Origin of the sequence: Streptomyces sp. MK7 (assembly GCF_032658145.1) — a bacterium.
In the GTDB taxonomy this organism is placed as follows: Bacteria; Actinomycetota; Actinomycetes; order Streptomycetales; family Streptomycetaceae; genus Streptomyces; species Streptomyces spiralis.
On sequence record NZ_JAVACL010000008.1, the window covers coordinates 127,496 to 153,654 of the forward strand.

Sequence of the window (26,159 nt, forward strand, 5' to 3'; positions counted from 1 at the left end):
GGCCCGGGGGAGGGGGAGACCGGGCCGCCCGGCGGTGGGAGAGGGCTCAAGGGGTGGCGTGCCGGCGGTTCACCGGTCCACGCGTACGGCGGTGCCGGCCAGCTCGGCCTCCAGGCGGGCCACATCGGCGTCCACCATGATCCGGGCGAGCTCCCGCACCCTCACCGAGGGCTTCCAGCCCAGCAGTTCCTCGGCCTTGGAGGCGTCCCCGATGAGGGCGTCGACCTCGCTGGGGCGCTCGTACTTGGGGTCGTAGCGGACGAACTCGGTCCAGTCCAGGCCGGCGTGCGAGAACGCGACCTCCACGAACTGCCGTACGGTCGCGGCCTCGCCGGTGGCCACCACGTAGTCGTCGGGCACGTCCCGCTGGAGCATCCGCCACATCGCCTCGACGTACTCGGGCGCGTACCCCCAGTCGCGCACCGCATCCAGGTTGCCGAGGTAGAGGCGGTCCTGAAGGCCCGCCTTGATCCGGGCGACGGCACGCGTGATCTTCCGGGTCACGAAGGTCTCGCCCCGGCGCGGCGACTCGTGGTTGAAGAGGATGCCGTTGACCGCGAACATGTCGTACGCCTCGCGGTAGTTGACGGTCGCCCAGTAGCCGAAGACCTTGGCGCAGCCGTAGGGGCTGCGGGGGTGGAACGGGGTCCTCTCGTTCTGCGGGGGCGGGGTCGCGCCGTACATCTCCGAGGACGACGCCTGGTAGAGCCGGGTCTCGACGCCGCTGGCCCGCACCGCCTCCAGGAGCCGGATGGTGCTCAGCCCGGTCACGTCGCCCGTGTACAGCGGCGCGTCGAAGGAGACCCGCACATGGGACTGGGCACCCAGGTTGTACACCTCGTCGGGCCTGAGGTCCCGCAGCAGGTTCACCAGCGCCACCCCGTCCGACAGATCGGCGTGGTGCAGCACGAACGTCCGCTCCGGCTGGTCCGGGCCCTGGTAGATGTGGTCGATCCGCTCGGTGTTGAACGTCGACGACCGGCGGATCAGGCCGTGCACGGTGTAGCCCTTGGCCAGCAGCAGCTCCGCCAGATAGGAGCCGTCCTGGCCGGTCACCCCGGTGATGAGTGCCGACTTGCCCATTCAAAACCCCCTCCGACGCGACCGATCGGTCACGTTTTCATGTGAATTAACCTGATCCGCCGAGGAACGGCCCCCGAGGTCATTCGGCGCTGGCACAATCCGCGCATGACAGCTGACGCTTCGCACCAGCCCACGGCGCCCTCGTCGGCGCACGCGCCCTCGCCCACGGCCCCTGGCGTGTCCTCGCCCTCGCCCTCGCTGCTCCCGCGCGCGGCCCGCGTGTTCGTCGCGGGCCACCGGGGCCTGGTCGGATCCGCGGTGGCCCGCCGGCTGGCGGCCGGCGGACACGAGGTGCTCACCCGCTCCCGGGACCGGCTCGACCTGCGCGACGCCGCGCGGACCGAGGCCTTCCTGCGCGACGCCCGCCCGGACGCCGTCGTGCTGGCCGCCGCCAAGGTCGGCGGGATCATGGCCAACAGCACCTACCCGGTGCAGTTCCTGGAGGACAACCTGCGGATCCAGCTGAGCGTCATCGCCGGCGCGCACGCCGCCCGCGTCCCGCGGCTGCTGTTCCTCGGCTCGTCCTGCATCTACCCCAAGCACGCCGAGCAGCCCATCCGCGAGGAGTCGCTGCTCACCGGCGCGCTGGAGCCGACCAACGAGGCCTACGCCATCGCCAAGATCGCCGGCATCACGCAGGTGCAGTCCTACCGCCGCCAGTACGGCGCCGCGTACATCAGCGCCATGCCGACCAACCTCTACGGCCCCGGCGACAACTTCGACCTGGCCACCTCGCACGTGCTGCCCGCGCTGATCCGCCGCTTCCACGAGGCCCGCGTCAGCGGCGCGCCGGAGGTCGTGCTGTGGGGTACCGGCACCCCGCGCCGGGAGTTCCTGCACGTCGACGACGTGGCGGCGGCCTGCGCCCTGCTCCTGGAGCGCTATGACGGCGACGGCCCGGTCAACATCGGCTGCGGCGAGGACCTGCCGATCAGCGAACTCGCCGAAGTGGTGCGCGAGGTGACGGGCTACGAGGGGTCCGTCGTCTGGGACACGAGCAAGCCCGACGGCACCCCGCGCAAGCTCCTGGACGTCTCCCGGCTCACCGGGCTCGGCTTCAAGCCGGCCGTGGCCCTGCGGGACGGCATCGCGGCGACGTACGAGTGGTGGCTGACCCAGCAGCGAAGCGGCTGAGCGGGCCCTCGGCTCCGGGGCCCGGCGCACGGCCGGGCCCCCGGGACGGGTGGCGACCATCGGGCCCCCTCAGTACGCCCCGCGGCCGTCGACGACCGCGCGCAGGGTCCGGGTCATGATCTCCACATCGGTGGCGACCGACCAGTTGTCCACGTACCACAGGTCCAGCGACACCGTCTCGTCCCAGGACAGGTCCGAGCGCCCGCTGACCTGCCACAGCCCGGTCATGCCCGGCTTGACGGCGAGGCGCCGCAGCTCGGTGCGGGTGTAGCGGGCCACCTCGTCGGGCAGCGGCGGCCGCGGTCCTATCAGGGACATGTCACCGCGGAGGACATTGAGCAGCTGCGGCAGCTCGTCCAGGGACAGCCGGCGCAGCACGGCGCCGAGCGGGGTGACGCGCGGGTCGCGCCGCATCTTGAACATGTGGCCGTCGTGCTGGTTGGCGCCCGAGTGGCTGAGTTCGGCCCGGCGGGCCTCCGCGTCGACGACCATGGTGCGGAACTTCCACATGGTGAACGGGCGGCCGTCCAGCCCGCAGCGGATCTGCCGGTGGAAGACCGGTCCCGGCGAGGTGCAGCGCACGGCCACCGCCAGCGCCGCGAACAGCGGTGCCAGCACCACCAGCCCGAGGGCCGCGCCCAGCCGGTCCAGCAGCGACTTCAGCAGCGGCTGCCCGAACTGCTGAGCGGGCGGTGCCACCTGCAGCACGGTCAGCCCGGCCGCCGTGGTGGGCCGTACCCGGGCCTCGGCGACCTCGGCGAGTCCGGGCACCACGGCGAGCTGGAGCCCGGCGCCGTGCAGCGCCCAGGCCACGTGCCGCAGCCGTTCGCCGGTCATCCGCAGCCCCGGCACGACCAGGGCGGCGTCCGCCCCGTGGTCCGCCACCGCCCGCAGGACGGCGTCCGCGTCCCCCGCGCGGTCGGTGCCGGTGTCCGGCAGCCGCTGGGCGACCGGCATGCCGCACTGCACGGCCCGCGAGCCGACCGGGACGACCCCGACGACCACGTAGGCGTGGTCCGTGCGGGAGGCGAGGCGGGAGACGACCCGGTCCACGGCGGCCGGCTCGCCCACCACCAGTGCCCGGCGCACCGCGCGCGCCTGGCGCCGCTGCCGGTTCAGATGCAGTTTCGTCGTCAGTGCGACGGCCGCGGCCAGGGCCAGACCGGGGGTGAGGGCGGCGAGCGCCAGGGTCGGCCGGGGACCGTCGTCCAGGCCGGCGAGGGTCAGCGCCAGCGCCAGTAACCCGGCCAGCAGCACCCAGTCCCGTACGGCGGCCAGCACGCCCCAGGACTCGCCGAGGCGCTGGGCGGCGTACCGGCGCCGGGTCGCCCGAATGGCGGTCCAGGCGCCCGCTCCGATCAGCCCGCCGAGCGCGGGCACGTCCTGGCCGTCCGCGGCCAGGGCCGCGGTCAGCGGGACACCGATGCCGCAGGTGTCGGCGAGCACCGCGAGCGGCCGGTACCAGCGGGCCTTCCCGTCACCCGTTCGGACCTGCGGTCTGAGCCGGCCCGGAGCGGGCCTCGCGAGGCGGCCGAAACCGGGCCTGGCGGGCCGCGACGCGTCCGGCGCCGTGGCCTCCGGCGCCGGCGTGGTGCGATGCACGGGCCGGGGAATCGTTTTGGCTGGTGCCGTTGGCCCCGGCACGTCCGAGCCCCGCGGCGCCGCGTCCGCCGATCCCACGGCGCCCGCGGTGCTCGCGTCCTCTCCTGTGCCCGCTGAGCCCGCTGTGGCGGCTCCCCCCGCCGTGTCCGTCGCTGTTGCCGCCGTCGCGTCCGTGGATCTCTCCGCCACCGGCTCCCCGGTGGACTCGGAGGTGGACTCCGACACGCCGACTTCTCGCATGCGCCCCCCAGCCATACGCCGTCGTCACGGGTCCATCCGTCTCCCTCGGTCCCCACCGAACGGATGTACCCAAGTGATCGTGGACCCTATGACAGAACTGTGGCCGTCGGCCGAGGTTTTCGAGAAATTCATAGGAATCCGGTGAAGAAGTTCACAACTGGCGTTCACACCTCCCTCATCCGATGCTGGCGGAAACCCCGACGAAACAGACCGTGTGTGGACGGTGGACCGTGAGTGTCCCTCCCCAGGGGTGGTGGGTCCGCCCGGTATCGGGTACATACGTTCCAGTAGCACCGGTCAGTAACGTACCGCCCCCAAGATCCCTATACGCGGCGAGGTGAGCCTCATGTCCGCACCAATGACCAACAAGCCCGCCGTCACCGAGCGCGAGGCGCGCCAGGTGGCGGAGGCGGCCCGGGAGCAGGACTGGCGCAAGCCCAGCTTCGCCAAGGAGCTGTTCCTCGGCCGCTTCCGGCTCGACCTCATCCACCCCCACCCGCTCTCGGCCGACGACGACGTCCAGCGCGGCGAGGAGTTCCTGGCCAAGCTGCGCGACTTCTGCGAGACGAAGATCGACCCGGCCCGCATCGAACGCGACGCGCGGATACCCGACGAGGTGGTCACCGGGCTCAAGGAGCTCGGCGCCCTCGGCATGAAGATCGACACCAAGTACGGCGGCCTCGGCCTGACCCAGGTGTACTACAACAAGGCCCTCGCCCTGGTCGGCTCCGCCAGCCCCGCGATCGGCGCCCTGCTCTCCGCGCATCAGTCGATCGGCGTACCGCAGCCGCTGAAACTCTTCGGCACCCCCGAGCAGAAGGAAACCTTCCTGCCGCGCTGCGCGCGTACCGACATCTCGGCCTTCCTCCTGACCGAGCCCGACGTCGGCTCCGACCCGGCCCGCCTGGCCACGACCGCCGTCCCCGACGGGGACGACTACGTCCTGGACGGGGTCAAGCTGTGGACCACCAACGGCGTGGTGGCCGACCTGCTCGTGGTCATGGCCCGCGTGCCGAAGTCCGAAGGGCACAGGGGCGGGATCACCGCCTTCGTCGTGGAGGCGGCCTCCGAGGGCGTCACCGTCGAGAACCGCAACGCCTTCATGGGCCTGCGCGGCATCGAGAACGGCGTCACCCGCTTCCACCGGGTCCGCGTCCCGGCGGCCAACCGCATCGGCCAGGAGGGCCAGGGCCTGAAGATCGCCCTGACCACGCTCAACACCGGCCGGCTCTCCCTCCCAGCGATGTGCGCCGGCGCCGGCAAGTGGTGCCTGAAGATCGCCCGCGAGTGGTCGGCGGCCCGCGAGCAGTGGGGCAAACCGGTCGGGCTGCACGAGGCGGTCGGCTCGAAGATCTCCTTCATCGCGGCCACCACCTTCGCCCTGGAGGCCGTCCTCGAACTGTCCTCCCAGATGGCCGACGACAACCGCAACGACATCCGCATCGAGGCCGCCCTCGCCAAGCTCTACGGCTCCGAGATGGCGTGGCGGATGGCCGACGAGCTGGTCCAGATCCGCGGCGGCCGCGGCTTCGAGACCGCCGCCTCCCTCGCCGCCCGCGGCGAACGCGCCGTACCCGCCGAGCAGATGCTGCGCGATCTGCGCATCAACCGCATCTTCGAGGGCTCCACCGAGATCATGCACCTGCTGATCGCCCGCGAGGCCGTCGACGCCCACCTCTCCGTCGCCGGCGACCTCATCGACCCCGACAAGTCCCTCCAGGACAAGGCGAAGGCGGGCGCGAACGCGGGCGTCTTCTACGCCAGGTGGCTGCCCAAACTGGTTGCCGGGCCCGGCCAACTCCCGCGCTCCTACGCGGAGTTCCACCCGGCGGGCCACATCGACCTCTCCCCGCACCTGCGCTACGTCGAACGCCACGCCCGCAAGCTCGCCCGCTCCACCTTCTACGCCATGTCCCGCTGGCAGGGCCGGATGGAGACCAAGCAGGGCTTCCTCGGCCGCGTCGTCGACATCGGCGCCGAACTGTTCGCGATGAGCGCGGCCTGCGTACGCGCCGAACTCCTGCGCACCCGCGGCGAGCACGGCCGCGAGGCCTACCAGCTCGCCGACGCCTTCTGCCGCCAGTCCCGCATCCGCGTCGACGAACTCTTCGACCGCCTGTGGACCAACACCGACGACCTCGACCGCAAGGTCGTCAAGGGCGTCCTCGGCGGTGCCTACGAGTGGCTGGAACAGGGTGTCGTCGACCCCTCGGACGACGGCCCGTGGATCGCGGAGGCGGAACCGGGCCCGTCGCAGCGGGAGAACGTGCACCGGCCCATCCGGTGACGTCGAGGATAATCAGAGGCTGCCCGGCGGCGCCGGCCACTGGGCGGGCCGACCGGTGACCGACGCGATGGTCTCGAAGTCCTTGTCGTAGTGCAGGACGGTGAGACCCCGGAGCTCGGCGGGCGCGGCGACCAGCAGGTCCGCCGCGCCCGCCGAGCGGTGCAGGCCCTTCGCGGTGAGCTGCTGCTGCACGATCCAGGTGGTTCTTTCGGCGGGAGCGTGTCGGCCGCCGCAGGATCCGGACCAGGGCGCTCGTGTCCATGAGGCATGGAGCAGCGGTCACCGACGGTAGTTTTTCTTGTCCAGGAGAATGCCGAAGTCACCCGCGTCGGCTCGCCCCCCGGTGAGGCCAGGGCGGCGAGGGCGCGCTTCTCGCGGTCGACGGCCTCCTTCAGGGCCGCGATCACGGCATCCGTCTTCGTCCTGGTGCCGGGAACCACTGCCGCGTCCGCCGGCAGCTGGTCGTCGATGTCGATCAGGATCTTGGCCGTGGCAGCGCCTCCGTATACGCGAAGCCGTCTTCGCCATGTCCCGGCGCTCGGGCCCGATGACGCACCTTCCGGGAAACGACTCACCTTCCGGGAAGGGCACGCCCTGTCCTGCCCACCGGTCCTTGCCGCCACAATGGGGGGATGAGCGACAGTCCAGCCCCTCTCGCCGATCCGCATCTCGTGTTCGATCCCGCCGCCGGGGACGGGCCCAAGGACGTGGTGGTCCTCGGGTCCACCGGGTCCATCGGCACCCAGGCCGTCGACCTGGTGCTGCGCAACCCGGACCGCTTCCGGGTCACCGGGCTCTCCGCCAACGGCGGACGGGTCGGCCTCCTCGCCGAGCAGGCGCACCGGCTCCGGGTCCGGACCGTCGCCGTCGCCCGCGAGGACGTCGTACCGGCGCTGCGCGACGCGCTCGCCGCCGAGTACGGAAGCGGGGAACCGCTCCCGGAGATCCTCGCCGGGCCGGACGCGGCCACCCGGGTCGCGGCCTCCGACTGCCACACCGTCCTCAACGGCATCACCGGCTCCATCGGCCTCGCCCCGACCCTCGCCGCCCTGGAGGCGGGCCGCACCCTCGCGCTCGCCAACAAGGAGTCGCTCATCGTCGGCGGCCCGCTGGTCAAGGCCCTCGCCAAGCCCGGGCAGATCATCCCGGTGGACTCCGAGCACGCCGCCCTCTTCCAGGCACTCGCCGCCGGCACCAGGGCCGATGTGCGCAAGCTCGTCGTCACCGCCTCCGGCGGCCCCTTCCGCGGCCGTACCAAGGACGAGCTGGCGGACGTCACCGTCGAGGACGCCCTCGCCCACCCCACCTGGGCCATGGGTCCGGTGATCACGATCAACTCCGCCACCCTCGTCAACAAGGGCCTGGAGGTGATCGAGGCACACCTGCTGTACGACATTCCCTTCGACCGCATTGAGGTCGTCGTGCACCCGCAGTCGTATGTCCACTCGATGGTCGAGTTCACCGACGGATCCACCCTCGCCCAGGCGACGCCCCCGGACATGCGCGGGCCCATCGCCATCGGTCTCGGCTGGCCCGAACGCGTCCCCGACGCCGCTCCCGCCTTCGACTGGAGCACCGCGTCGACCTGGGAGTTCTTCCCCCTCGACGACGAAGCGTTCCCCTCCGTCGGCCTCGCCCGGCACGTGGGGCGGCTCGCGGGCACGGCCCCGGCCGTGTTCAATGCGGCCAACGAGGAGTGCGTCGACGCGTTCCTGCGCGGCGCGCTGCCCTTCAACGGGATCATGGAGACCGTGACACAAGTGGTCGAGGAGCACGGCACGCCCGGCACGGGAACTACCCTGACCGTGCCGGACGTCCTCGAAGCGGAGGCCTGGGCGCGTGCCCGGGCCCGGGAACTGACAGCGCAGACGGCGACCGCGGAGGCGCGTGCATGACATCCCTGATGATGATCCTCGGCATAGTCGTCTTCGTGATCGGCCTGCTGGTCTCCATCGCGTGGCACGAGCTGGGGCATCTGTCCACCGCCAAGCTCTTCGGCATCCGCGTGCCGCAGTACATGGTCGGCTTCGGCCCGACCATCTGGTCGCGGAAGAAGGGCGAGACGGAGTACGGGATCAAGGCCATCCCGTTCGGCGGCTACATCCGCATGATCGGCATGTTCCCGCCGGGCGACGACGGCCGGATCACCGCGCGCTCCACCTCGCCCTGGCGCGGCATGATCGAGGACGCCCGTTCGGCCGCCTTCGAGGAGCTCGGGCCGGGTGACGAGAAGCGCCTGTTCTACACGCGCGCCCCGTGGAAGCGGGTCATCGTGATGTTCGCGGGTCCCTTCATGAACCTGATCCTGGCGGTCGCGCTGTTCCTCACCGTCCTGATGGGCTTCGGCATCTCCCAGCAGACGACCACCGTCAGCTCGGTCTCCCAGTGCGTCATCGCCCAGAGCGAGAACCGCGACAGCTGCACGAAGTCCGACCCGCTCTCCCCGGCCGCCGCCGCGGGACTGAAGGCCGGCGACAAGATCGTCTCCTTCGACGGTGTGAGGACCGACGACTGGAACCGACTCTCCGACCTCATCCGCGCCCACCCCGGCGAGCAGGTGCCGATCGTGGTGGAGCGGGGAGGCCAGGACGTCACCCTGCACGCGAAGATCGCCACCAACCAGGTCGCCAAGAAGGACTCCCACGGCCAGATCGTCCAGGGCCAGTACGTCACCGCCGGCTTCCTCGGCTTCAGCGCCGCCACCGGCGTCGTCCGCCAGGACCTCGGCCAGTCCGTGACATGGATGGGCGACCGCGTCGGCGAGGCCGTCGACTCCATCGCGAGCCTGCCCGGCAAGATCCCCGCCCTGTGGGACGCGGCCTTCGACGGCGCCCCCCGCCAGCCCGACTCCCCGATGGGCGTGGTCGGCGCGGCCCGCGTCGGCGGTGAGATCTTCACCCTGGACATCCCGCCCACCCAGCAGCTGGCCATGGCCCTGATGCTGGTCGCCGGCTTCAACCTCTCCCTGTTCCTGTTCAACATGCTCCCGCTGCTCCCGCTGGACGGCGGGCACATCGCGGGGGCGCTGTGGGAGTCGCTGCGCCGCCACCTCGCCCGGGTGCTGCGCCGCCCGGACCCCGGCCCGTTCGACGTGGCGAAGCTGATGCCGGTCGCCTACGTGGTGGCGAGCGTCTTCATCTGCTTCACGATCCTCGTCCTGATCGCCGACGTGGTTAACCCGGTCAAAATCTCCTAGCCACCGGCCGTTGGAAGGCGGCGGGGCGGGCCCGGTCGGCCGCCTTCCAACGAGTGGTTTGACGGGTGGGGGATGTGCTGGGCCAAGGTCGCGTGCCGTAATCTCGAAGCCTGGAGCCCGCCGCTGAACGGGGCCGGACCTTGATCCACGACTTGGGGTTGCACAGCAGATGACTGCGATTTCTCTCGGCATGCCGTCCGTTCCGACCAAGCTCGCCGAGCGCCGCAAGAGCCGGCAGATCCAGGTCGGACCCGTGGCGGTCGGCGGGGACGCTCCGGTGTCGGTGCAGTCGATGACGACGACGCGTACGTCGGATGTCGGTGCCACGTTGCAGCAGATCGCCGAACTGACGGCGTCGGGTTGTCAGATCGTGCGGGTGGCCTGTCCGACGCAGGACGACGCGGACGCGCTGGCGACCATCGCGCGCAAGTCGCAGATCCCGGTGATCGCGGACATCCACTTCCAGCCGAAGTACGTCTTCGCGGCCATCGAGGCGGGCTGTGCGGCGGTGCGGGTCAATCCCGGGAACATCAAGAAGTTCGACGACCAGGTCAGGGAGATCGCCAAGGCGGCCAGGGACCACGGCACGCCGATCCGGATCGGTGTGAACGCCGGGTCGCTGGACAAGCGGCTGCTGCAGAAGTACGGCAGGGCGACGCCGGAGGCGCTCGTGGAGAGCGCGCTGTGGGAGGCGTCGCTGTTCGAGGAGCACGACTTCCGGGACATCAAGATCTCCGTGAAGCACAACGACCCGGTCGTGATGATCGAGGCGTACCGGCAGCTGGCCGCCCAGTGCGACTATCCGCTGCACCTGGGGGTAACGGAGGCGGGTCCGGCCTTCCAGGGCACCGTCAAGTCGGCCGTCGCCTTCGGCGCGCTGCTCTCCCAGGGTATCGGCGACACCATCCGCGTCTCCCTGTCGGCCCCGCCCGTCGAGGAGGTCAAGGTCGGCCTCCAGATCCTCCAGTCGCTGGGACTGCGCCAGCGCGGGCTGGAGATCGTCTCCTGCCCGTCCTGCGGCCGTGCCCAGGTCGACGTCTACAAGCTGGCCGAGGAGGTCACCGCCGGGCTGACCGGCATGGAGGTGCCGCTGCGGGTGGCCGTCATGGGCTGTGTCGTCAACGGCCCCGGCGAGGCCCGTGAGGCCGACCTCGGGGTCGCCTCCGGCAACGGCAAGGGGCAGATCTTCGTCAAGGGCGAGGTCATCAAGACCGTCCCGGAGTCCAAGATCGTGGAGACCCTGATCGAGGAGGCCATGAAGATCGCCGAGCAGATGGAGGCCGACGGCGTGGCCTCCGGCGAGCCGGAGGTCTCGGTCGCGGGCTGAGCCCCGTACACGGCGGCGGGCTGAGCCCCGTACACGGCGGCGGGCTGAGCCCCGTACGGCGCACCGGCCCGGCTCCGCGCTCCCGATATGCTCACTCCTCCCGCGCGCGGCGCGTCGGGTCCTCCACCGGAGCGTCCTCCTGGACGGAGCCGGGCGCGGCCCGGTCCGGGGTGGCCGGACTGGTGAACGGCGACTGCGGGGGCGGCGGCGGGCTCAGGTCGCCGGGAGCGCCCGCGCCGATCGCCGGCAGCCGCAGCGCGAGCAGGGCCGCGTCGTCGCCGCTGGGCCTGACGCGCTCCAGCAGCGCGTCGCAGAAGTCGTCCACCGTCTTCTCGGTCAGCCGCCGGGCCAGCACCGACGCGTGGTGGCGGAGAGTGGCCATGCCCAGGTCGATGGGCCGGCCGCGGCTCTCCACCAGACCGTCGGTGTAGAGCAGCAGCGTGGACTCGGGCGGAAGGTACTCGTAGGCGTCCGGCCAGCTCAGGCCGAGGTGCAGGGTGGCGCTCATCCCGATCAGCGGGCCGTGCCCGGCGGTCAGGAACCGGGTGTCGCCGTCCCGGGTGATCAGCAGCGGCGGCGGATGCCCGGCGTTGACCCAGTTCAGCCGCCACGGGCCGCCCACGGGACCCTCGATCCGCGCGAAGACGAGCGTGGCCATGGGCGCGTCACTGGTGTTCGTCACCGCCTCGTCCAGGCGGCGCATGATCAGGCTGGGTGGCTTCTGGTGGTCCCACGCCAGGGCGCGCAGCATGTTGCGCACCTCCGCCATGTGCGCGGCGGCCTTCAGATCGTGGCCGACCACATCGCCGATCACCAGGGCCATCACGCCCTCGGCGAGCAGGAACGCGTCGTACCAGTCGCCGCCGATCTCCATGGCGCTCTGCGCGGGCAGATAGCGGGCCGCCATCCGCAGATGGTCCACCTGCGGGAGCGGGGCCAGCAGCTGGCGCTGCATGGTCTCGGCGACGTTGCGCTGCTCCTGGTAAAGGCGGGTGTTGTCCAGCACCAGCCCCACCCGGCGCCCGATGTCGGCGAGCAGCCGGATCTCGGCCTTGGCCGGGGCGGGCGAGTCCCCGGCGCGCCCCACCGTCAGCATCCCGTAGCGGTTCCGGCGGGCGCACAGCGGCACCACCACGGCCGAGTGGCCGCCGAGCCGTTCGAACAGCTTCCCGTGCGTCGCGGCGAGCGGGGCCTGCGGATCGAGCAGCTCCTCGGCGGTCAGCACCACGGGCTCGTCGGCGGCGATGACGCGCTCCACCGCCTCGCGGGTGGCGGAGGACAGCAGCGGCAGCGACCCCTCCAGCCGCCGGGCCCGGCGCGGATGCCCGGGAGAGCGGACGGCGACCCGCTCCAGCGTCCCGGACCGCTCGGAGCACAGGGCCACCGCCGCCCAGTCGCCCAGCCCCGGGACCAGCACCCGCAGCAGCCGGCGCATCCGCCCGGAGGCGTCCAGGCTGGACATCAGCATCGAGGAGACGTCCGCCAGCAGGTTCAGCCGGGCCGTCAGCGCCTCCAGGGCCGCGGTATGGGCGGCGGCCTGCTCCTCGGCCGCGCGATACATGCTGAAGTCGTCGAAGACGACCACCAGCCCGGCCCGGCGGCCCCCGACCAGCAAAGGAGTGGTCGCCCAGATGATCGGCACGGTGGTGCCGTCGCCGCGCAGGAAGTACTCCTCGCTGCCCTGCAGGGCGGACCGGCCGTCCTCCAGCGGGGTCCGCATCAGGCACTCCTCGCGCGGCACCGGGCTGCCGTCGGGGCGCCGGTGCAGCAGGTCGTGGGCGTCGTCGCCGAGCATCCGCTCCGCAGGCCGGTCCAGGAGCCGCTCGGCCCACGGGTTGACGTACGTGATGCGGCCCTCGGTGTCGATGGTGAAGACGCCGATGCCCAGGTCGCGCAGGACCGCGAGGGGGAAGGCCGGCTCCAGTGCCGCGCTCGCCGCGTTCATGGCTCCACCCCCCTCGTCGTCCCGGACCGTCGTCCGGCGAGATGCCACCGTGATCACCGCAATCAGCAAGCCGCGCCTGACCAAGCCTGCGCCTGAAAAACGCATACCCAAAACAGTACGAACTGCCACATTCCAGGGGCAGTGGCCCGGCATCCACGGGGGGCGGCGCCGCCCGGATTCGCCAGGTACAGTGCGGAGATCAGCGGAACCCCAGCATGAGGCCCCCACACGTGTTGACCCAGACCACCTCACGGGTGCTCGAACCGAGCGACCTGGACGCGGCGCTCGCCGTCCTCGACCGCGAGCCGGTCGCGAACGCCTTCGTGCTGTCCCGGGTCCAGGTCGCCGGCCTCGACCCGTGGCGGCTCGGCGGTGAGATGTGGGGCTGGTACGAGGACGGCATGCTGACATCCCTGTGCTACGCGGGCGCCAACCTCGTCCCGATCTGCGCCACCCCGCGCGCCGTACGCGCCTTCGCCGACCGCGCCCGGCGCGCCGGCCGCCGCTGCTCCTCCATCGTCGGCCCCGCCGAACCCACCACCCAGCTGTGGCGGCTGCTCGAACCCAGCTGGGGACCCGCCCGCGAGGTGCGCGCCCACCAGCCGCTCATGGTCACCGATCGCATGCCGGCCGACATCGCCCCGGACCCCTTGGTCCGCCGCGTCCGCAAGGACGAGATGGAGACGATCATGCCGGCCTGCGTGGCGATGTTCACCGAGGAGGTCGGCGTCTCCCCGCTCGCCGGGGACGGCGGCCTGCTCTACCAGGCCCGGGTCGCCGAACTCGTCGGCTCCGGCCGCTCCTTCGCCCGCCTCGACGAGCACGGCAAGGTCGTGTTCAAGGCGGAGATCGGCGCGGCGGCCGACCGGGCCTGCCAGATCCAGGGCGTCTGGGTCGCGCCGGAGTACCGGGGACGGGGCCTCGCGGCTCCCGGCATGGCGGCGGTGCTGCGCTACGCCCTGGCCGACGTCGCCCCGGTGGTCAGCCTCTACGTCAACGACTTCAACACGACCGCCCGGCGGACGTACCTGCGCGTGGGCTTCCAGGAGGTCGGGGCGTTCATGAGCGTGCTGTTCTGAACCACGGCAGTCTGCGCCCGCTGTTCCGGCCGCGGCTTTCCGTGCCTGCCGCTGCCGTGGCCGCTTCCCGCGCCCGGTGTTCCGGCCGCGCGTCGCCGGGCTGTTCTGGGGCCGGTGCATGCCGGGTAGTCTCCCCGGCATGGTGCACTTTCCCGGTCACGGCCTCCACCGCCCCGACGACGTCGTGATCGGACCGCTCGACCTCCCGGCCCGCGTCGACGAGGCGCTCGCCGTGCAGGCCGTCGCCTTCGGACTCGGTCCGGACGAGGTCGCCGTACGCCGCCAGATCGTGCTGCGCCACATGACCTGCCGGGGCGCCCGCGCGCTGGGCGCCACCACCGCCGACGGGCGGCTCGCCGGGTTCGTCTACGGCATGCCCAACGACCGCACCCACTGGTGGTCCACCGTCGTCGAACCGTATCTGCGCGCCCGCGGCCACGAGGACTGGCTCGACGACTCCTTCGTCATCACCGAACTGCACGTCCACCCCCGGCACCAGAACCGCGGCATCGGGCGCGCCCTGATCACCGCCATCACCGACACCGCCGACGAGCCCCGCTCGATCCTCTCCGCGATCGACACCGACAGCCCGGCCCGCGGCCTCTACCACTCCCTCGGCTACGTGGACCTGGTCCGGCAGGTCTTCTTCCCCAGCGCGCCGAAGCCCTACGCCGTGATGGGCGCCCCGCTGCCGCTGCGCCGCCGGACGGGCGGTCGCGGCTAAACGGATTTCCACCGCCGCAGCCCACCCGGCTAACCTCCTAGCCATCACCTTCCCCCACTCCGGGCGCCGCTCGAGCGGGGGGACCCGCATCCGGCAGGAGTACGAGAACGATGGCGAACGCACCGGTCCAGCGCATGTCCCAGTTGATGGCGAAGACTCTGCGCGACGACCCGGCGGACGCCGAGGTCCTCAGCCACAAGCTGCTGGTCCGCGCCGGTTACGTCCGCCGCACCGCCGCGGGCGTCTGGAGCTGGCTGCCGCTGGGCAAGAAGGTCCTGGCGAACGTCGAGCGGATCGTCCGCGAGGAGATGGACGCGATCGGCGCGCAGGAGGTGCTGCTGCCGGCCCTGCTGCCCCGGGAGCCCTACGAGGCGACCGGCCGCTGGGACGAGTACGGCGGCGAGCTGTTCCGTCTGAAGGACCGCAAGGGCGGCGACTACCTCCTCGGCCCCACCCACGAGGAGATCTTCACCCTGCTGGTGAAGGACCAGGCGTCCTCCTACAAGGACCTGCCGGTCATCCTCTACCAGATCCAGAACAAGTACCGCGACGAGGCCCGGCCCCGCGCCGGTATCCTGCGCGGCCGCGAGTTCCTGATGAAGGACTCCTACTCCTTCGACCTCGCCGACGAGGGCCTCGCCGAGTCCTACGCCCTGCACCGCCAGGCCTACCAGCGCGTCTTCGCGCGTCTCGGCCTGGACTACCGCATCGTCGCGGCCACCGCGGGCGCGATGGGCGGCTCGAAGTCCGAGGAGTTCCTCGCCCCGGCCGAGGCTGGTGAGGACGTCTTCGCCGACTGCCCGAACGGCGACTTCGCCGCCAACACCGAGGCGATCACGTACGAGGTGAAGCCGGTCGACGCCTCCGGGGTGCCCGCTGCCGAGGACATCCCGACCCCCGACACCCCCACCATCGAGACCCTGGCCGCCTCCCTCGGCGTCCCCGCCTCCGCGACCCTGAAGAACCTCCTGGTCAAGGTGGACGGCGAGATCGTCGCCGTCGGCGTGCCCGGCGACCGCGAGGTCGACATGGGCAAGCTCGAGGCGCACTTCGCCCCGGCCGTGGTCGAGATGGTCACCGAGGAGGACTTCGTCGGCCGCGCCGACCTGGTCCGCGGCTACGTCGGCCCGCAGGGCCTGGCCAAGGTGAAGTACGTCGCCGACCCGCGCGTCGCGCCGGGCACCGCGTGGATCACCGGCGCCAACAAGGAGGACACGCACGCGAAGAACGTGGTCGCCGGGCGCGACTTCGAGGTCGACGAGTACGTGGACGTCGTGGTCGTGCGGGACGGCGACCCCTGCCCGAAGTGCGGCACCGGCCTCAAGCTCGACCGTGCCATCGAGATCGGCCACATCTTCCAGCTCGGCCGCAAGTACACCGACGCCCTCAAGCTCGACGTCCTCGGCCAGAACGGCAAGCCCGTCCGGGTCACCATGGGCTCCTACGGCATCGGCGTCTCCCGCGCGGTCGCGGCGCTCGCCGAGCAGCACGCCGACGAGCACGGCCTGGTCTGGCCCAAGGAGGTCGCCCCGGCCGATGTGCACGTGGTCGCCGCGGGCAAGGCCCTGCAGACCGAGCTGGCGCTCGAGGTGTCGCAGAAGCTGGCCGCCGCGGGCGTCCGCGTCCTCGTCGACGACCGCGCCGGTGTCTCCCCGGGCGTGAAGTTCACCGACGCGGAGCTGATCGGCGTGCCGCAGATCCTGGTGGCCGGCCGGCGCGCGGGCGAGGGCGTCGTGGAACTGAAGGACCGCCGCACCGGCGAACGCGAGGAACTCCCGGTGGCCGAGGCGATCGCCCGCCTCACGGCCTGACGGCCGGCGTCGCCGCGGGCAGTCGTGCCTCCCCAGTGCTCGACGCCTGGGAGGTGTTCCCGGGGCGGCACGGGTGGGGTGGGGGTGCTCCCCCGCGAGCGCTCCGAGCGTGGCAGAGGTGCCCCGCACCGCCGGGCGCGGGGTGCCGCACGGCCGGCCCGGGCGCACCCGCAGACGGACGCCGGCCCTGCCTCACAGCCAGGACGCGAACTCCAGCAGGAGTTCGGCGTCCTTCCGGCGTCCCACCCGGCGGGCCCGCACCCCCGACTCCACCGCCCGGAACAGCGTCCACCCCCGCAGGCGGTCCTGGTCGACCTCCAGGGACTCGGCCAGCCGCTTGATCCGGCGCCGGGTGGTGGCCGGCCCGGACGGTGAGGCGATCAGGTCCTCCACCCGGTCGCGGACCAGCCGCGCCAGGTCGAAGGCGGTCTCCCCGACCACCGGATCGGGCCCCACGGCCAGCCACGGCATCCGGTCCCCGGCCAGCACCTTGCTCTGCCGGAACGTGCCGTGCAGCAGCAGCCGCTCGGGCGGCGCGGCCAGCAGCTCCCCGCGGGCCGCGAGCGCCGCGTCGACCAGCGGTGCGACCTCGTCGTCCGTCCGCGCGCTCGTGCGCATCGCCCCGGCCTGCCGCCCGGTCCGCTCCTCGACCGTCTCGAAGGGGTGCGCCAGTTCGCCCTCCGGGGGCTCCACCCACAGCCGCCGCAGCGTGCCCGCCGCTTCCAGCAGCGCCCGCGCCTCCGGCAGCGACCGCACCGAGACGTCCGGGTGCAGCCGCTCCAGCAGCAGCGCCCCCTCGCCCAGGTCCGCCGCCAGAAGCTGTACGGCACCCCGCCCGGCCCAGTGCGCCAGCGCCGCCCGCTCGCTCTCCGGGCGGGCCCGGGGCGGCGCCAGCTTCAGCACCGCCGGAGTCCCGTCCGCCCTGCGCACCAGGACCACCAGACTGCTGCGCCCGCCGGGCACCTGCACCCGCTCGGCGGTCAACTCACCGGCCGCGACGGCCTGCCCCGCGAACTCGGGCAGCTTCTCCAACCAGTCGTCACCGTCCGGTGCCGTCTCACCGAGCGCCCGCACCAGCCGCTGCGGCGGTTCGAAAGCCATGCGCGAGTCGTTCCTTCCTGGACCGCCGTACGCCACGCGTGCACGCGTGGACGTGTTTCCTGTCGCCGTGCGCCGGGGCGCCTCCTGCATCGCCGGTGTGCGCCGACCGTCCGTCTCACCGCGCCGGGGTCGCCGACGGGCTGCCGGACGACGCCGTACCGGCCCCCGCCCGTTCGGCGAGACCTGGGAAGGCTACGCTCTCGCCGCGCCAGCGCACCGCCCGGACCGCCGCCTCCCGCAGCGCCCCGGCGGCCTCGCGCCGCCGCTCGCCGTCGCAGGCCCGCACCAGGTCGGAGTAGACCCCGGCCACCCGGTCCTCCAGCTCGGCGGCGAACCGGACCGCCGCGGCCGAGTCCGGCACCGGGAACGGCAGCGCGTAACCCGCCGCCGCGGCCACCGGCCGGGCGCCCAGGTCCCGCACCTCGCGCACCAGCGCGTCCCGCCGCGCCCGGTGGGCGTCGTACGCCGCCCGGGCGTCCGCGCGCCGCTCCCTGCGGATCCGGCCACCGACCACGCCGTAGCCGTACACGGCCGCGTGCTCCGCGGCCAGCGCGGCCTGGAGTGCCTTGAGCCGCTGTTCCGTCGCCGCGCTCACTTGTCCCGGTCCCCGTCGTCCTCGTTCGTCAGCAGATACGCGTGCGCCGCCCCGGCCGCCGCCACCGAGGCCAGCAGCCGCGCCAGTTCGCCCGGCACCTCCAGCAGCGCGGCCGTCCGCCGGTCGGCGAGCGACCGTTCGGCGGCGGCGAGTCCGGCGAGGGCGTCCTTCGGCCTCGCGGGCACCGCGGACGGCGCCGCGGGGGTGGCGGAAGGTCCCTCGGACCCCTCCGCTGCGGCCGCCGCCTCGGTCCCCTCCGTCCCGGAGGGTGCCGGCGGGGCCGTACCCGCCGGCGACGAGGCCGTGGACGACGCCGTGGGCGACTCCGGCCCGGCCCCGCCGAAGGCGGCCACATGCCGTACCACCTCCGCCCGCAGCGGCCGCAGCCGCTCCGCGAGCGCGGGATGCGCGGCGAGCACGGCGTCGTACCGCCGCACCAGCCCCTGACTGTCCCGGGCCGCACCCGCGCGGACCCGGTCGGCGAGCGACGGACCGCTGCCCGCCCCGCCGGAGTCGTCGCCCCCGGCGGAGCAGCCCACGAGGCCTCCGGCGGAGCAGCCCACGAGCAGGGCGCCTCCCGCCGCCGAGGCGAGCAGGCTCCTTCTGCGCGGCCCGGCGGCGGCGCGCGAGGGTGAGGGGAACGGCACGGCAGACGTCCTCGGGTGCGTACGGAACGGAGCGGGAAGCGCGGCCAGGGACTCTCGAACAGGCCCTGGCCCGTGATCACCGTACCCGCGCACCCCACGGGCAGGACTCAGCGGCACCACCCCTGCCAGGTGGACGGCAACACCCCCTGGAAGCGGATACCCTTTGACCAGACACGCGACCATCCCACAACAGCACACGCGGCCGAGGAGTCACCCGGATGAGCACCACCCAGAGCGAGAGGCTGCGAGAACTGCTGGAACCGCTCGTCGCATCCCAGGGCCTGGATCTCGAAGAGATCGCCGTGGACTCCGTCGGACGCAAGCGTGTGCTGCGCGTCGTCGTCGACTCCGACACCGGGGCCGACCTGGACCAGATCGCCGATGTGAGCCGCGCGCTCTCGGCGAAGCTCGACGAGACGGACGCGATGGGCGAGGGGGAGTACACCCTCGAGGTCGGCACCCCGGGCGCGGAGCGCCTCCTCACCGAACACCGGCACTACCTGCGCGCCACCGGCCGGCTGGTGAAGTTCCAGCTGGCCGAGGGCGGCGAGCTGGTGGCCAGGATCCTGATGGTCGACGACGAAGGCCTCGACCTCGAAGTGCCCGGGGTCAAGGGCCGCAAGGCCACCACCCGCAGACTCGGCTTCCCGGACGTGACCAGGGCGCGCGTGCAGGTCGAGTTCAACCGCAAGGACAAGAAGGACATGAAGGAAGAGGAGGAGGCGTAGCCGTGGACATCGACATGAGCGCCCTGCGGGGCTTGGTCCGGGAGAAGGAGATCTCCTTCGACCTGCTCGTCGAGGCGATCGAGTCGGCCCTCCTCATCGCCTACCACCGCACCGAGGGAAGCCGCCGCCACGCGCGCGTGGAGCTCAACCGGGAGACCGGGCATGTGACCGTGTGGGCGAAGGAGGACCCGGAGGACCTCGAAGAGGGGCAGGAGCCCCGCGAGTTCGACGACACCCCGTCCGGTTTCGGCCGTATCGCCGCCACCACCGCCAAGCAGGTCATCCTGCAGCGGCTGCGCGACGCCGAGGACGACGCGACGCTCGGCGAGTACGCCGGCCGCGAGGGCGACATCGTCACCGGCGTGGTCCAGCAGGGGCGCGACCCGAAGAACGTGCTCGTCGACATCGGCAAGCTGGAGGCCATCCTGCCGGTGCAGGAGCAGGTCCCCGGCGAGACCTACCCGCACGGCATGCGCCTGAGGTCGTACGTCGTCCGGGTGGCCAAGGGGGTGCGCGGCCCCTCGGTGACGCTCTCGCGTACGCACCCCAACCTGGTGAAGAAGCTCTTCGCCCTGGAGGTGCCGGAGATCGCGGACGGCTCCGTCGAGATCGCCGCGATCGCCCGTGAGGCCGGTCACCGTACGAAGATCGCCGTGCGCTCCACCCGCTCGGGCCTGAACGCCAAGGGCGCCTGCATCGGCCCCATGGGCGGCCGGGTGCGCAACGTCATGGGCGAGCTGAACGGCGAGAAGATCGACATCGTGGACTGGTCGGACGACCCGGCCGAGATGGTGGCGAACGCGCTGTCCCCGGCCCGGGTCTCCAAGGTGGAGGTCGTGGACATGGCGGCCCGGTCGGCCCGGGTGACCGTGCCGGACTACCAGCTGTCGCTGGCGATCGGCAAGGAGGGCCAGAACGCCCGCCTCGCCGCCCGGCTCACCGGCTGGCGCATCGACATCCGCCCGGACACCGAGCAGACCGCCGAGTAGAGCCGGGCCGAACCGCCGCGCGGAGCGGCCGGACCGGGTCGGATCGAGCTGTGCGGTCCGGGAATAGATCCGGACCGCACAGTGCTGACGCCGTCATAACAACAACCGTTCGATTCCTGCCCCAAAGGGGTGAGGTGCGTACGGGGAGGTAGACTTAGCAGTGTCTGGCCGGACCGAGGCCCGAGCATGCCCTGAACGCACCTGTGTGGGGTGCCGGGAACGAGCGGCCAAGACAGATCTGCTGCGCATCGTGGCGATCAAGGACGCGTGCGTCCCTGATCCTCGCGGTACGCTGCCCGGCCGGGGTGCGTATGTACACCCCGCCCTGGTCTGTCTCGACCAGGCGGTGCGCCGCCGGGTGCTCACGCGGGCGTTGCGCGCCCCGGGAGCGCTCGACACAAAGGCGTTGCGCCGGTACGTCGAGCGGGCAACAGTTGCCGAGCAGGCAACACGGTAAGGAAGACGTGTCGTACGGAACCCCGTGCGGCCTGGTACCTCGCGAGTCGAAAGCAGGTCGAGATTGCGATGAGCACTCGATGAGTACGCGATGAGTACGCCCATGAACTAGCGACGGTCCGGCCGCAACCCGGACCTCAAAGGAGCGAAGTGGCTAAGGTCCGGGTCTACGAACTCGCCAAGGAGTTCGGTGTGGAGAGCAAGGTCGTCATGGCCAAGCTCCAGGAACTCGGTGAATTCGTCCGATCGGCGTCCTCGACGATCGAGGCGCCTGTAGTACGCAAACTGACTGACGCCTTCCAGCAGGGCAACGGTGGCGGCAGGTCCGCCGCGAAGCCGGGTGCCCCGAAGAAGGCCGCCCCCAGGCCCGCCGCGCCGTCCCCGGCGCAGGCTGGGGGCCCCTCCCGCGCCGTCAAGGCAGCGGGGGACCGTCCGGCTGCCCCGAAGCCGCCGGCCGCCCCCAAGCCCGCCGCGGCGCAGCCGCCGGCGGCTCCTGCCGCGCCCGCGCAGGCCCCCGGCCCGCGCCCGGTGCCGGGCCCCAAGCCCGCGCCGCGTCCGGCCCCGGCCGCGCCGACCACCCCGGAGTTCACCGCTCCGCCGTCGGCTCCGTCCCCGGCCGCCGCGCAGGGTCCGCGCCCCGGCGCCCGTCCCGGTGCCCCCAAGCCCGGTGCCGGCCGTCCCGGCGGCCAGGGCCAGGCAGGCCGTCCCGGCCAGGGCGCCCAGCGTCCCGGTGGCCAGGGCGCGCGTCCGGGTGCCCGCCCGGCCGGTCCGCGCCCGGGCAACAACCCCTTCACCTCCGGTGGCTCCACCGGCATGGCGCGCCCGCAGGCGCCGCGTCCGCAGGGCCCGCGGCCCGGCGGTGCCGGTCCCCGTCCGCAGGCGCCCGGCGCCCAGGGCGGCGGTCCGCGTCCGCAGGCTCCGGGCGGTGCGCGCCCGACCCCGGGCTCGATGCCCCGTCCGCAGGGCGGTCCGCGTCCCGGCCCGGCCGGTCCCCGTCCGAACCCCGGCATGATGCCGCAGCGTCCCGCTGCCGGCCCGCGCCCCGGCCCCGGTGGCCGCGGTCCGGGCGGTGCGGGCCGTCCCGGCGGCGCCGGTCGTCCCGGCGGCGGCTTCGCCGGCCGTCCCGGTGGCGGCGGCGGTCGTCCGGGCGGTGGCGGCGGCTTCGCCGGCCGTCCCGGTGGCGGTGGCCCCGGTGGCGGTGGCTTCGGTGGCGGCGGTGGCCGTCCCGGCTTCGGTGGTCGTCCGGGTGGTCCCGGTGGCCGTGGCGGCACGCAGGGCGCCTTCGGCCGTCCCGGCGGTCCGGCCCGGCGTGGCCGCAAGTCGAAGCGGCAGCGCCGTCAGGAGTACGAGGCCATGCAGGCCCCGTCGGTCGGCGGCGTGATGCTGCCTCGCGGCAACGGCGAGACCATTCGCCTGTCGCGCGGTGCGTCGCTCACCGACTTCGCGGAGAAGATCAACGCCAACCCGGCGTCGCTCGTCGCGGTCATGTTGAACCTGGGCGAGATGGTCACGGCCACGCAGTCCGTCTCCGACGAGACGCTGCAGCTGCTGGCCGGCGAGATGAACTACACCGTTCAGATCGTCAGCCCGGAGGAAGAGGACCGCGAGCTGCTCGAGTCCTTCGACATCGAGTTCGGCGAGGACGAGGGCACCGAGGAGGACCTGGTCGTCCGTCCGCCGGTGGTGACCGTCATGGGTCACGTCGACCACGGTAAGACCCGACTGCTCGACGCGATCCGCAAGACGAACGTCATCGCGGGCGAGGCCGGTGGCATCACCCAGCACATCGGTGCCTACCAGGTCGCGACCGAGGTCAACGGCGAGGGCCGGGCGATCACCTTCATCGACACCCCGGGTCACGAGGCGTTCACCGCCATGCGTGCCCGCGGTGCGAAGTCGACGGACATCGCCATCCTGGTCGTCGCGGCCAACGACGGCGTCATGCCGCAGACGGTCGAGGCCCTGAACCACGCCAAGGCGGCCGAGGTGCCGATCGTGGTCGCGGTCAACAAGATCGACGTCGAGGGCGCGGACCCGACCAAGGTGCGCGGTCAGCTGACCGAGTACGGCCTGGTGGCCGAGGAGTACGGCGGCGACACCATGTTCGTCGACATCTCCGCCAAGCAGGGTCTGCACATCGACAGCCTCCTGGAGGCCGTCGTCCTCACCGCGGACGCGGCGCTGGACCTGCGTGCGAACCCCAACCAGGACGCACAGGGCATCGCGATCGAGTCCCGCCTGGACCGCGGCCGTGGTGCCGTGTCCACGGTCCTCGTCCAGCGAGGCACGCTCCGCGTGGGCGACACCATGGTCGTCGGCGACGCCTACGGCCGAGTCCGCGCCATGCTCGACGACAACGGCAACAACGTCGCCGAGGCCGGCCCGTCGACGCCGGTCCAGGTCCTGGGCCTGACCAACGTCCCGGGTGCGGGTGACAACTTCCTCGTGGTCGAGGAGGACCGTACGGCCCGCCAGATCGCGGAGAAGCGCGCCGCCCGCGAGCGGAACGCCGCGTTCGCCAAGCGCACGCGCCGCGTGTCCCTGGAGGACCTGGACAAGGTGCTGAAGGCCGGCGAGGTCCAGCAGCTGAACCTGATCATCAAGGGCGACGCTTCTGGTTCGGTCGAGGCGCTGGAGTCCTCCCTGCTCCAGCTGGACGTCGGCGAAGAGGTCGACATCCGCGTCCTGCACCGCGGCGTCGGTGCGGTCACGGAGTCCGACATCGACCTGGCCATGGGCTCCGACGCGATCGTCATCGGCTTCAACGTCCGCGCTGCCGGACGTGCCCAGCAGATGGCGGAGCGCGAGGGCGTGGACGTCCGCTACTACTCGGTCATCTACCAGGCGATCGAGGAGATCGAGGCGGCCCTCAAGGGCATGCTCAAGCCGGAGTTCGAGGAGGTCGAGCTCGGCACGGCGGAGATCCGCGAGGTCTTCCGCTCGTCCAAGCTGGGCAACATCGCGGGTGTCCTCATCCGCTCCGGCGAGGTCAGGCGGAACACCAAGGCCCGCCTGCTGCGCGACGGCAAGGTCATCGCGGAGAACCTCACCATCGAGGGTCTGCGTCGCTTCAAGGACGACGTCACCGAGATCCGCGAAGGCTTCGAGGGTGGTATCAACCTCGGAAACTTCAACGACATCAAGGTCGACGACGTCATCGCGACGTACGAGATGCGCGAGAAGCCGCGGGCGTAACGCCCCGGTGGTACCGGCCGGCCGACGGAACCAGGTTCCGCCGGCCGGCCGGCCGTTGCCGGGGCGGAACCCCCGGCCGGCGGCCGCACCCACGGCGCCGAAACCCTGTCGAGTCATCGGCAGGTACGCGGTACCGTTTCTTGATGTCCCCGGCCGCACGGCTGAAGGGGCCATCGACCCCGTACCGGCGGGTGAACCGGTTACACACATGTACGTGGGGACTCTGTCCTTCGACCTGCTCCTCGGCGACGTCCACTCGCTGAAGGAGAAGCGTTCCGTCGTCCGCCCGATCGTCGCCGAGCTCCAGCGCAAGTACGCGGTGAGCGCGGCGGAGGTGGACCACATGGACCTCTACCGGCGAGCGATCATCGGGCTCGCCGCGGTCTCAGGCGACGCGGCGCACCTGACAGACGTACTCGACCGATGCGAACGGCTGGTCGCCGGCCGCCCCGAGGTGGAGCTGCTGTCCGTACGGCGGCGCTTCCACGGCGAAGACGACTGACGACCGACGACCAGACCACAGCACCATGACAGGAAAGAACGGGAGACGGACCAGTGGCCGACAACGCGCGGGCGAAAAGGCTGGCGGACCTCATCCGAGAGGTGGTGGCCCAGAAGCTGCAGCGCGGGATCAAGGACCCGCGGCTCGGTTCGCACGTCACCATCACGGACACCCGGGTCACGGGTGACCTGCGGGAGGCGACCGTCTTCTACACGGTCTACGGCGACGACGAGGAGCGGAAGGCCGCCGCCGCCGGCTTGGAGAGCGCCAAGGGCATCCTGCGCTCCGAGGTCGGCCGGGCCGCCGGAGTGAAGTTCACTCCGACCCTCACCTTCGTCGCGGACGCCCTTCCGGACACCGCCCGGACCATCGAGGACCTCCTCGACAAGGCCCGGCAGTCCGACGCCAAGGTGCGCGAGGCGTCCGCGGGCGCCGCGTACGCCGGTGGAGCCGACCCGTACCGGAAGCCGGGTTCCGAGGACGACACCGACGAGACGGACGACACCACCGAATGACCAGCAAGCCCACCCCGCCCGACGGCCTTGTCATCGTCGACAAGCCGTCGGGCTTCACTTCGCACGACGTCGTCGCCAAGATGCGCGGGATCGCCAAGACCCGCCGCGTCGGCCACGCCGGCACGCTCGACCCGATGGCGACCGGCGTGCTCGTCCTCGGAGTGGAGAAGGCCACCAAGCTCCTCGGCCACCTCGCGCTGACCGAGAAGGAGTACCTCGGCACCGTCCGGCTCGGCCAGAACACGGTCACCGACGACGCCGAGGGGGAGATCACCTCCTCCACCGACGCCTCCAAGGTCACCAGGGAGGCCGTCGACACCGCCATCGCCAAGCTGACCGGCGACATCATGCAGGTGCCGTCCCGGGTCAGCGCCATCAAGATCAACGGCGTGCGGTCGTACAAGCGGGCCAGGGAGGGCGAGGAGTTCGACATCCCGGCCCGCCCGGTGACGGTCTCCTCGTTCACGGTGTACGACATCCGGGACGCCGTGGCCGAGGACGGCACCCCCGTGCTCGACCTGGTGGTGTCGGTGGTCTGCTCCTCCGGCACCTACATCCGCGCCCTCGCCCGCGACCTGGGTGCCGACCTCGGTGTCGGCGGCCACCTCACCGCCCTGCGCCGGACCCGGGTGGGGCCGTACAAGCTGGACGCCGCGAAGACGTTGGACCAGCTCCAGCAGGAGCTGACCGTCATGCCGATCGCCGAGGCCGCCGCGGCCGCCTTCCCGCGCTGGGACGTCGACGCCCGGCGGGCCAAGCTCCTCACCAACGGCGTACGGCTGGAGATGCCCGAGGAGTACGCGGGCGCCCGCGCCGTGGCCGTCTTCGGCCCCGAGGGCCGGTTCCTGGCGCTCGTGGAGGAGCACCGGGGCAAGGCCAAGAGCCTGGCCGTCTTCGGCTGACGCACCGAGTGGATCTCTGCCCGTGGAGCGGCGGACACGGGGTGTTCCACGCCGCCGCTCCACGGTCCCCCCTCGGTTCCCCCACCCCTAGGGTGTATCCA

At 72.3% G+C, this 26,159-nt stretch carries 22 protein-coding genes; 15 read left to right on the top strand and 7 right to left on the bottom strand.

Annotated elements, in window-relative coordinates; translation table 11 throughout:
• Positions 1-69 precede the first annotated feature (69 nt).
• The gene (gmd, locus tag R2S09_RS12955; protein WP_316741043.1) at positions 70-1,083 is read right to left on the bottom strand and encodes a GDP-mannose 4,6-dehydratase; all 1,014 of its coding nucleotides are present in this window, start codon (positions 1,081-1,083) and stop codon (positions 70-72) included.
• Between the two features lie 105 nt (positions 1,084-1,188).
• Here gmd and R2S09_RS12960 point away from each other — a divergent pair, with 105 nt between their 5' ends.
• Positions 1,189-2,217 (top strand): GDP-L-fucose synthase, encoded by a 1,029-nt coding sequence (locus R2S09_RS12960; protein ID WP_316741044.1) that lies wholly within the window; start codon positions 1,189-1,191, stop codon positions 2,215-2,217.
• A 69-nt stretch (positions 2,218-2,286) separates the two neighbouring features.
• Here R2S09_RS12960 and R2S09_RS12965 read toward each other — a convergent pair whose 3' ends face one another.
• Positions 2,287-3,819: a sugar transferase gene (locus R2S09_RS12965; RefSeq protein ID WP_316741045.1), complete on the bottom strand. Its 1,533-nt coding sequence runs from the start codon at positions 3,817-3,819 to the stop codon at positions 2,287-2,289.
• 586 nt (positions 3,820-4,405) lie between these two features.
• On the opposite strand from R2S09_RS12965, the gene R2S09_RS12970 reads away from it, so the two are divergent.
• The gene (locus tag R2S09_RS12970) at positions 4,406-6,346 is read left to right on the top strand and encodes an acyl-CoA dehydrogenase family protein (RefSeq protein WP_316741046.1); all 1,941 of its coding nucleotides are present in this window, start codon (positions 4,406-4,408) and stop codon (positions 6,344-6,346) included.
• A gap of 12 nt (positions 6,347-6,358) precedes the next feature.
• Here R2S09_RS12970 and R2S09_RS12975 read toward each other — a convergent pair whose 3' ends face one another.
• A complete protein-coding gene (locus R2S09_RS12975) occupies positions 6,359-6,538 on the bottom strand; it encodes a hypothetical protein (RefSeq protein WP_372337766.1) in 180 nt (59 codons plus the stop codon).
• A gap of 440 nt (positions 6,539-6,978) precedes the next feature.
• On the opposite strand from R2S09_RS12975, the gene dxr reads away from it, so the two are divergent.
• The 3 genes from dxr (at position 6,979) to ispG (ending at position 10,869) form a co-directional block, all read left to right on the top strand.
• Positions 6,979-8,241 (top strand): 1-deoxy-D-xylulose-5-phosphate reductoisomerase, encoded by a 1,263-nt coding sequence (gene dxr, locus R2S09_RS12980; protein ID WP_316741047.1) that lies wholly within the window; start codon positions 6,979-6,981, stop codon positions 8,239-8,241.
• A gap of 8 nt (positions 8,242-8,249) precedes the next feature.
• Positions 8,250-9,542 carry an RIP metalloprotease gene (locus tag R2S09_RS12985; protein ID WP_306190357.1) on the top strand — a complete coding sequence of 431 codons (1,293 nt, stop codon included), beginning with the start codon at positions 8,250-8,252 and terminating at the stop codon, positions 9,540-9,542.
• A gap of 169 nt (positions 9,543-9,711) precedes the next feature.
• Positions 9,712-10,869: a flavodoxin-dependent (E)-4-hydroxy-3-methylbut-2-enyl-diphosphate synthase gene (gene ispG / locus R2S09_RS12990; protein ID WP_316741048.1), complete on the top strand. Its 1,158-nt coding sequence runs from the start codon at positions 9,712-9,714 to the stop codon at positions 10,867-10,869.
• 91 nt (positions 10,870-10,960) lie between these two features.
• Here ispG and R2S09_RS12995 read toward each other — a convergent pair whose 3' ends face one another.
• Entirely contained in the window at positions 10,961-12,814 is a 1,854-nt protein-coding gene (locus tag R2S09_RS12995; protein WP_316741049.1) for a SpoIIE family protein phosphatase, read from the bottom strand.
• A 230-nt stretch (positions 12,815-13,044) separates the two neighbouring features.
• On the opposite strand from R2S09_RS12995, the gene R2S09_RS13000 reads away from it, so the two are divergent.
• From R2S09_RS13000 to R2S09_RS13010, 3 genes are all read left to right on the top strand, one after another.
• Positions 13,045-13,893 (top strand): GNAT family N-acetyltransferase, encoded by an 849-nt coding sequence (locus R2S09_RS13000; protein WP_316741050.1) that lies wholly within the window; start codon positions 13,045-13,047, stop codon positions 13,891-13,893.
• A 139-nt stretch (positions 13,894-14,032) separates the two neighbouring features.
• Entirely contained in the window at positions 14,033-14,617 is a 585-nt protein-coding gene (locus R2S09_RS13005) for a GNAT family N-acetyltransferase (protein WP_316741052.1), read from the top strand.
• A gap of 110 nt (positions 14,618-14,727) precedes the next feature.
• Complete coding sequence (locus R2S09_RS13010; protein ID WP_306191572.1) at positions 14,728-16,428, top strand: proline--tRNA ligase; 1,701 nt, start codon at positions 14,728-14,730, stop codon at positions 16,426-16,428.
• A 192-nt stretch (positions 16,429-16,620) separates the two neighbouring features.
• On the opposite strand, the gene R2S09_RS13015 is transcribed toward R2S09_RS13010, so the two are convergent.
• From R2S09_RS13015 to R2S09_RS13025, 3 genes are all read right to left on the bottom strand, one after another.
• Entirely contained in the window at positions 16,621-17,529 is a 909-nt protein-coding gene (locus R2S09_RS13015) for an aminoglycoside phosphotransferase family protein (protein ID WP_306191571.1), read from the bottom strand.
• A 115-nt stretch (positions 17,530-17,644) separates the two neighbouring features.
• Entirely contained in the window at positions 17,645-18,124 is a 480-nt protein-coding gene (locus R2S09_RS13020) for a ferritin-like domain-containing protein (protein ID WP_306191570.1), read from the bottom strand.
• Positions 18,121-18,771, bottom strand: coding sequence for a hypothetical protein (locus R2S09_RS13025; RefSeq protein WP_316741061.1), 651 nt, complete (start codon positions 18,769-18,771; stop codon positions 18,121-18,123). The genes R2S09_RS13020 and R2S09_RS13025 overlap by 4 nt, the downstream gene beginning before the upstream one ends.
• 218 nt (positions 18,772-18,989) lie before the next feature.
• On the opposite strand from R2S09_RS13025, the gene rimP reads away from it, so the two are divergent.
• The 7 genes from rimP to truB all read left to right on the top strand — a co-directional run bounded on the left by rimP (position 18,990) and on the right by truB (position 26,058).
• Positions 18,990-19,499, top strand: a complete 510-nt coding sequence (gene rimP, locus R2S09_RS13030) for a ribosome maturation factor RimP (protein WP_306191568.1) — start codon at positions 18,990-18,992, stop codon at positions 19,497-19,499.
• 2 nt (positions 19,500-19,501) lie between these two features.
• Positions 19,502-20,488, top strand: a complete 987-nt coding sequence (gene nusA / locus R2S09_RS13035; RefSeq protein ID WP_306191567.1) for a transcription termination factor NusA — start codon at positions 19,502-19,504, stop codon at positions 20,486-20,488.
• A gap of 160 nt (positions 20,489-20,648) precedes the next feature.
• Positions 20,649-20,945: a YlxR family protein gene (locus R2S09_RS13040; protein ID WP_316741063.1), complete on the top strand. Its 297-nt coding sequence runs from the start codon at positions 20,649-20,651 to the stop codon at positions 20,943-20,945.
• 149 nt (positions 20,946-21,094) lie between these two features.
• Positions 21,095-24,139, top strand: coding sequence for a translation initiation factor IF-2 (gene infB / locus R2S09_RS13045; protein ID WP_306191565.1), 3,045 nt, complete (start codon positions 21,095-21,097; stop codon positions 24,137-24,139).
• A 208-nt stretch (positions 24,140-24,347) separates the two neighbouring features.
• The gene (locus R2S09_RS13050) at positions 24,348-24,641 is read left to right on the top strand and encodes a DUF503 domain-containing protein (RefSeq protein ID WP_306191564.1); all 294 of its coding nucleotides are present in this window, start codon (positions 24,348-24,350) and stop codon (positions 24,639-24,641) included.
• 53 nt (positions 24,642-24,694) lie between these two features.
• Positions 24,695-25,156, top strand: coding sequence for a 30S ribosome-binding factor RbfA (gene rbfA, locus R2S09_RS13055; RefSeq protein WP_030177507.1), 462 nt, complete (start codon positions 24,695-24,697; stop codon positions 25,154-25,156).
• Positions 25,153-26,058, top strand: a complete 906-nt coding sequence (truB, locus tag R2S09_RS13060) for a tRNA pseudouridine(55) synthase TruB (RefSeq protein WP_316741068.1) — start codon at positions 25,153-25,155, stop codon at positions 26,056-26,058. Before rbfA ends, truB begins: the two co-directional genes overlap by 4 nt.
• Positions 26,059-26,159: the final 101 nt, after the last annotated feature.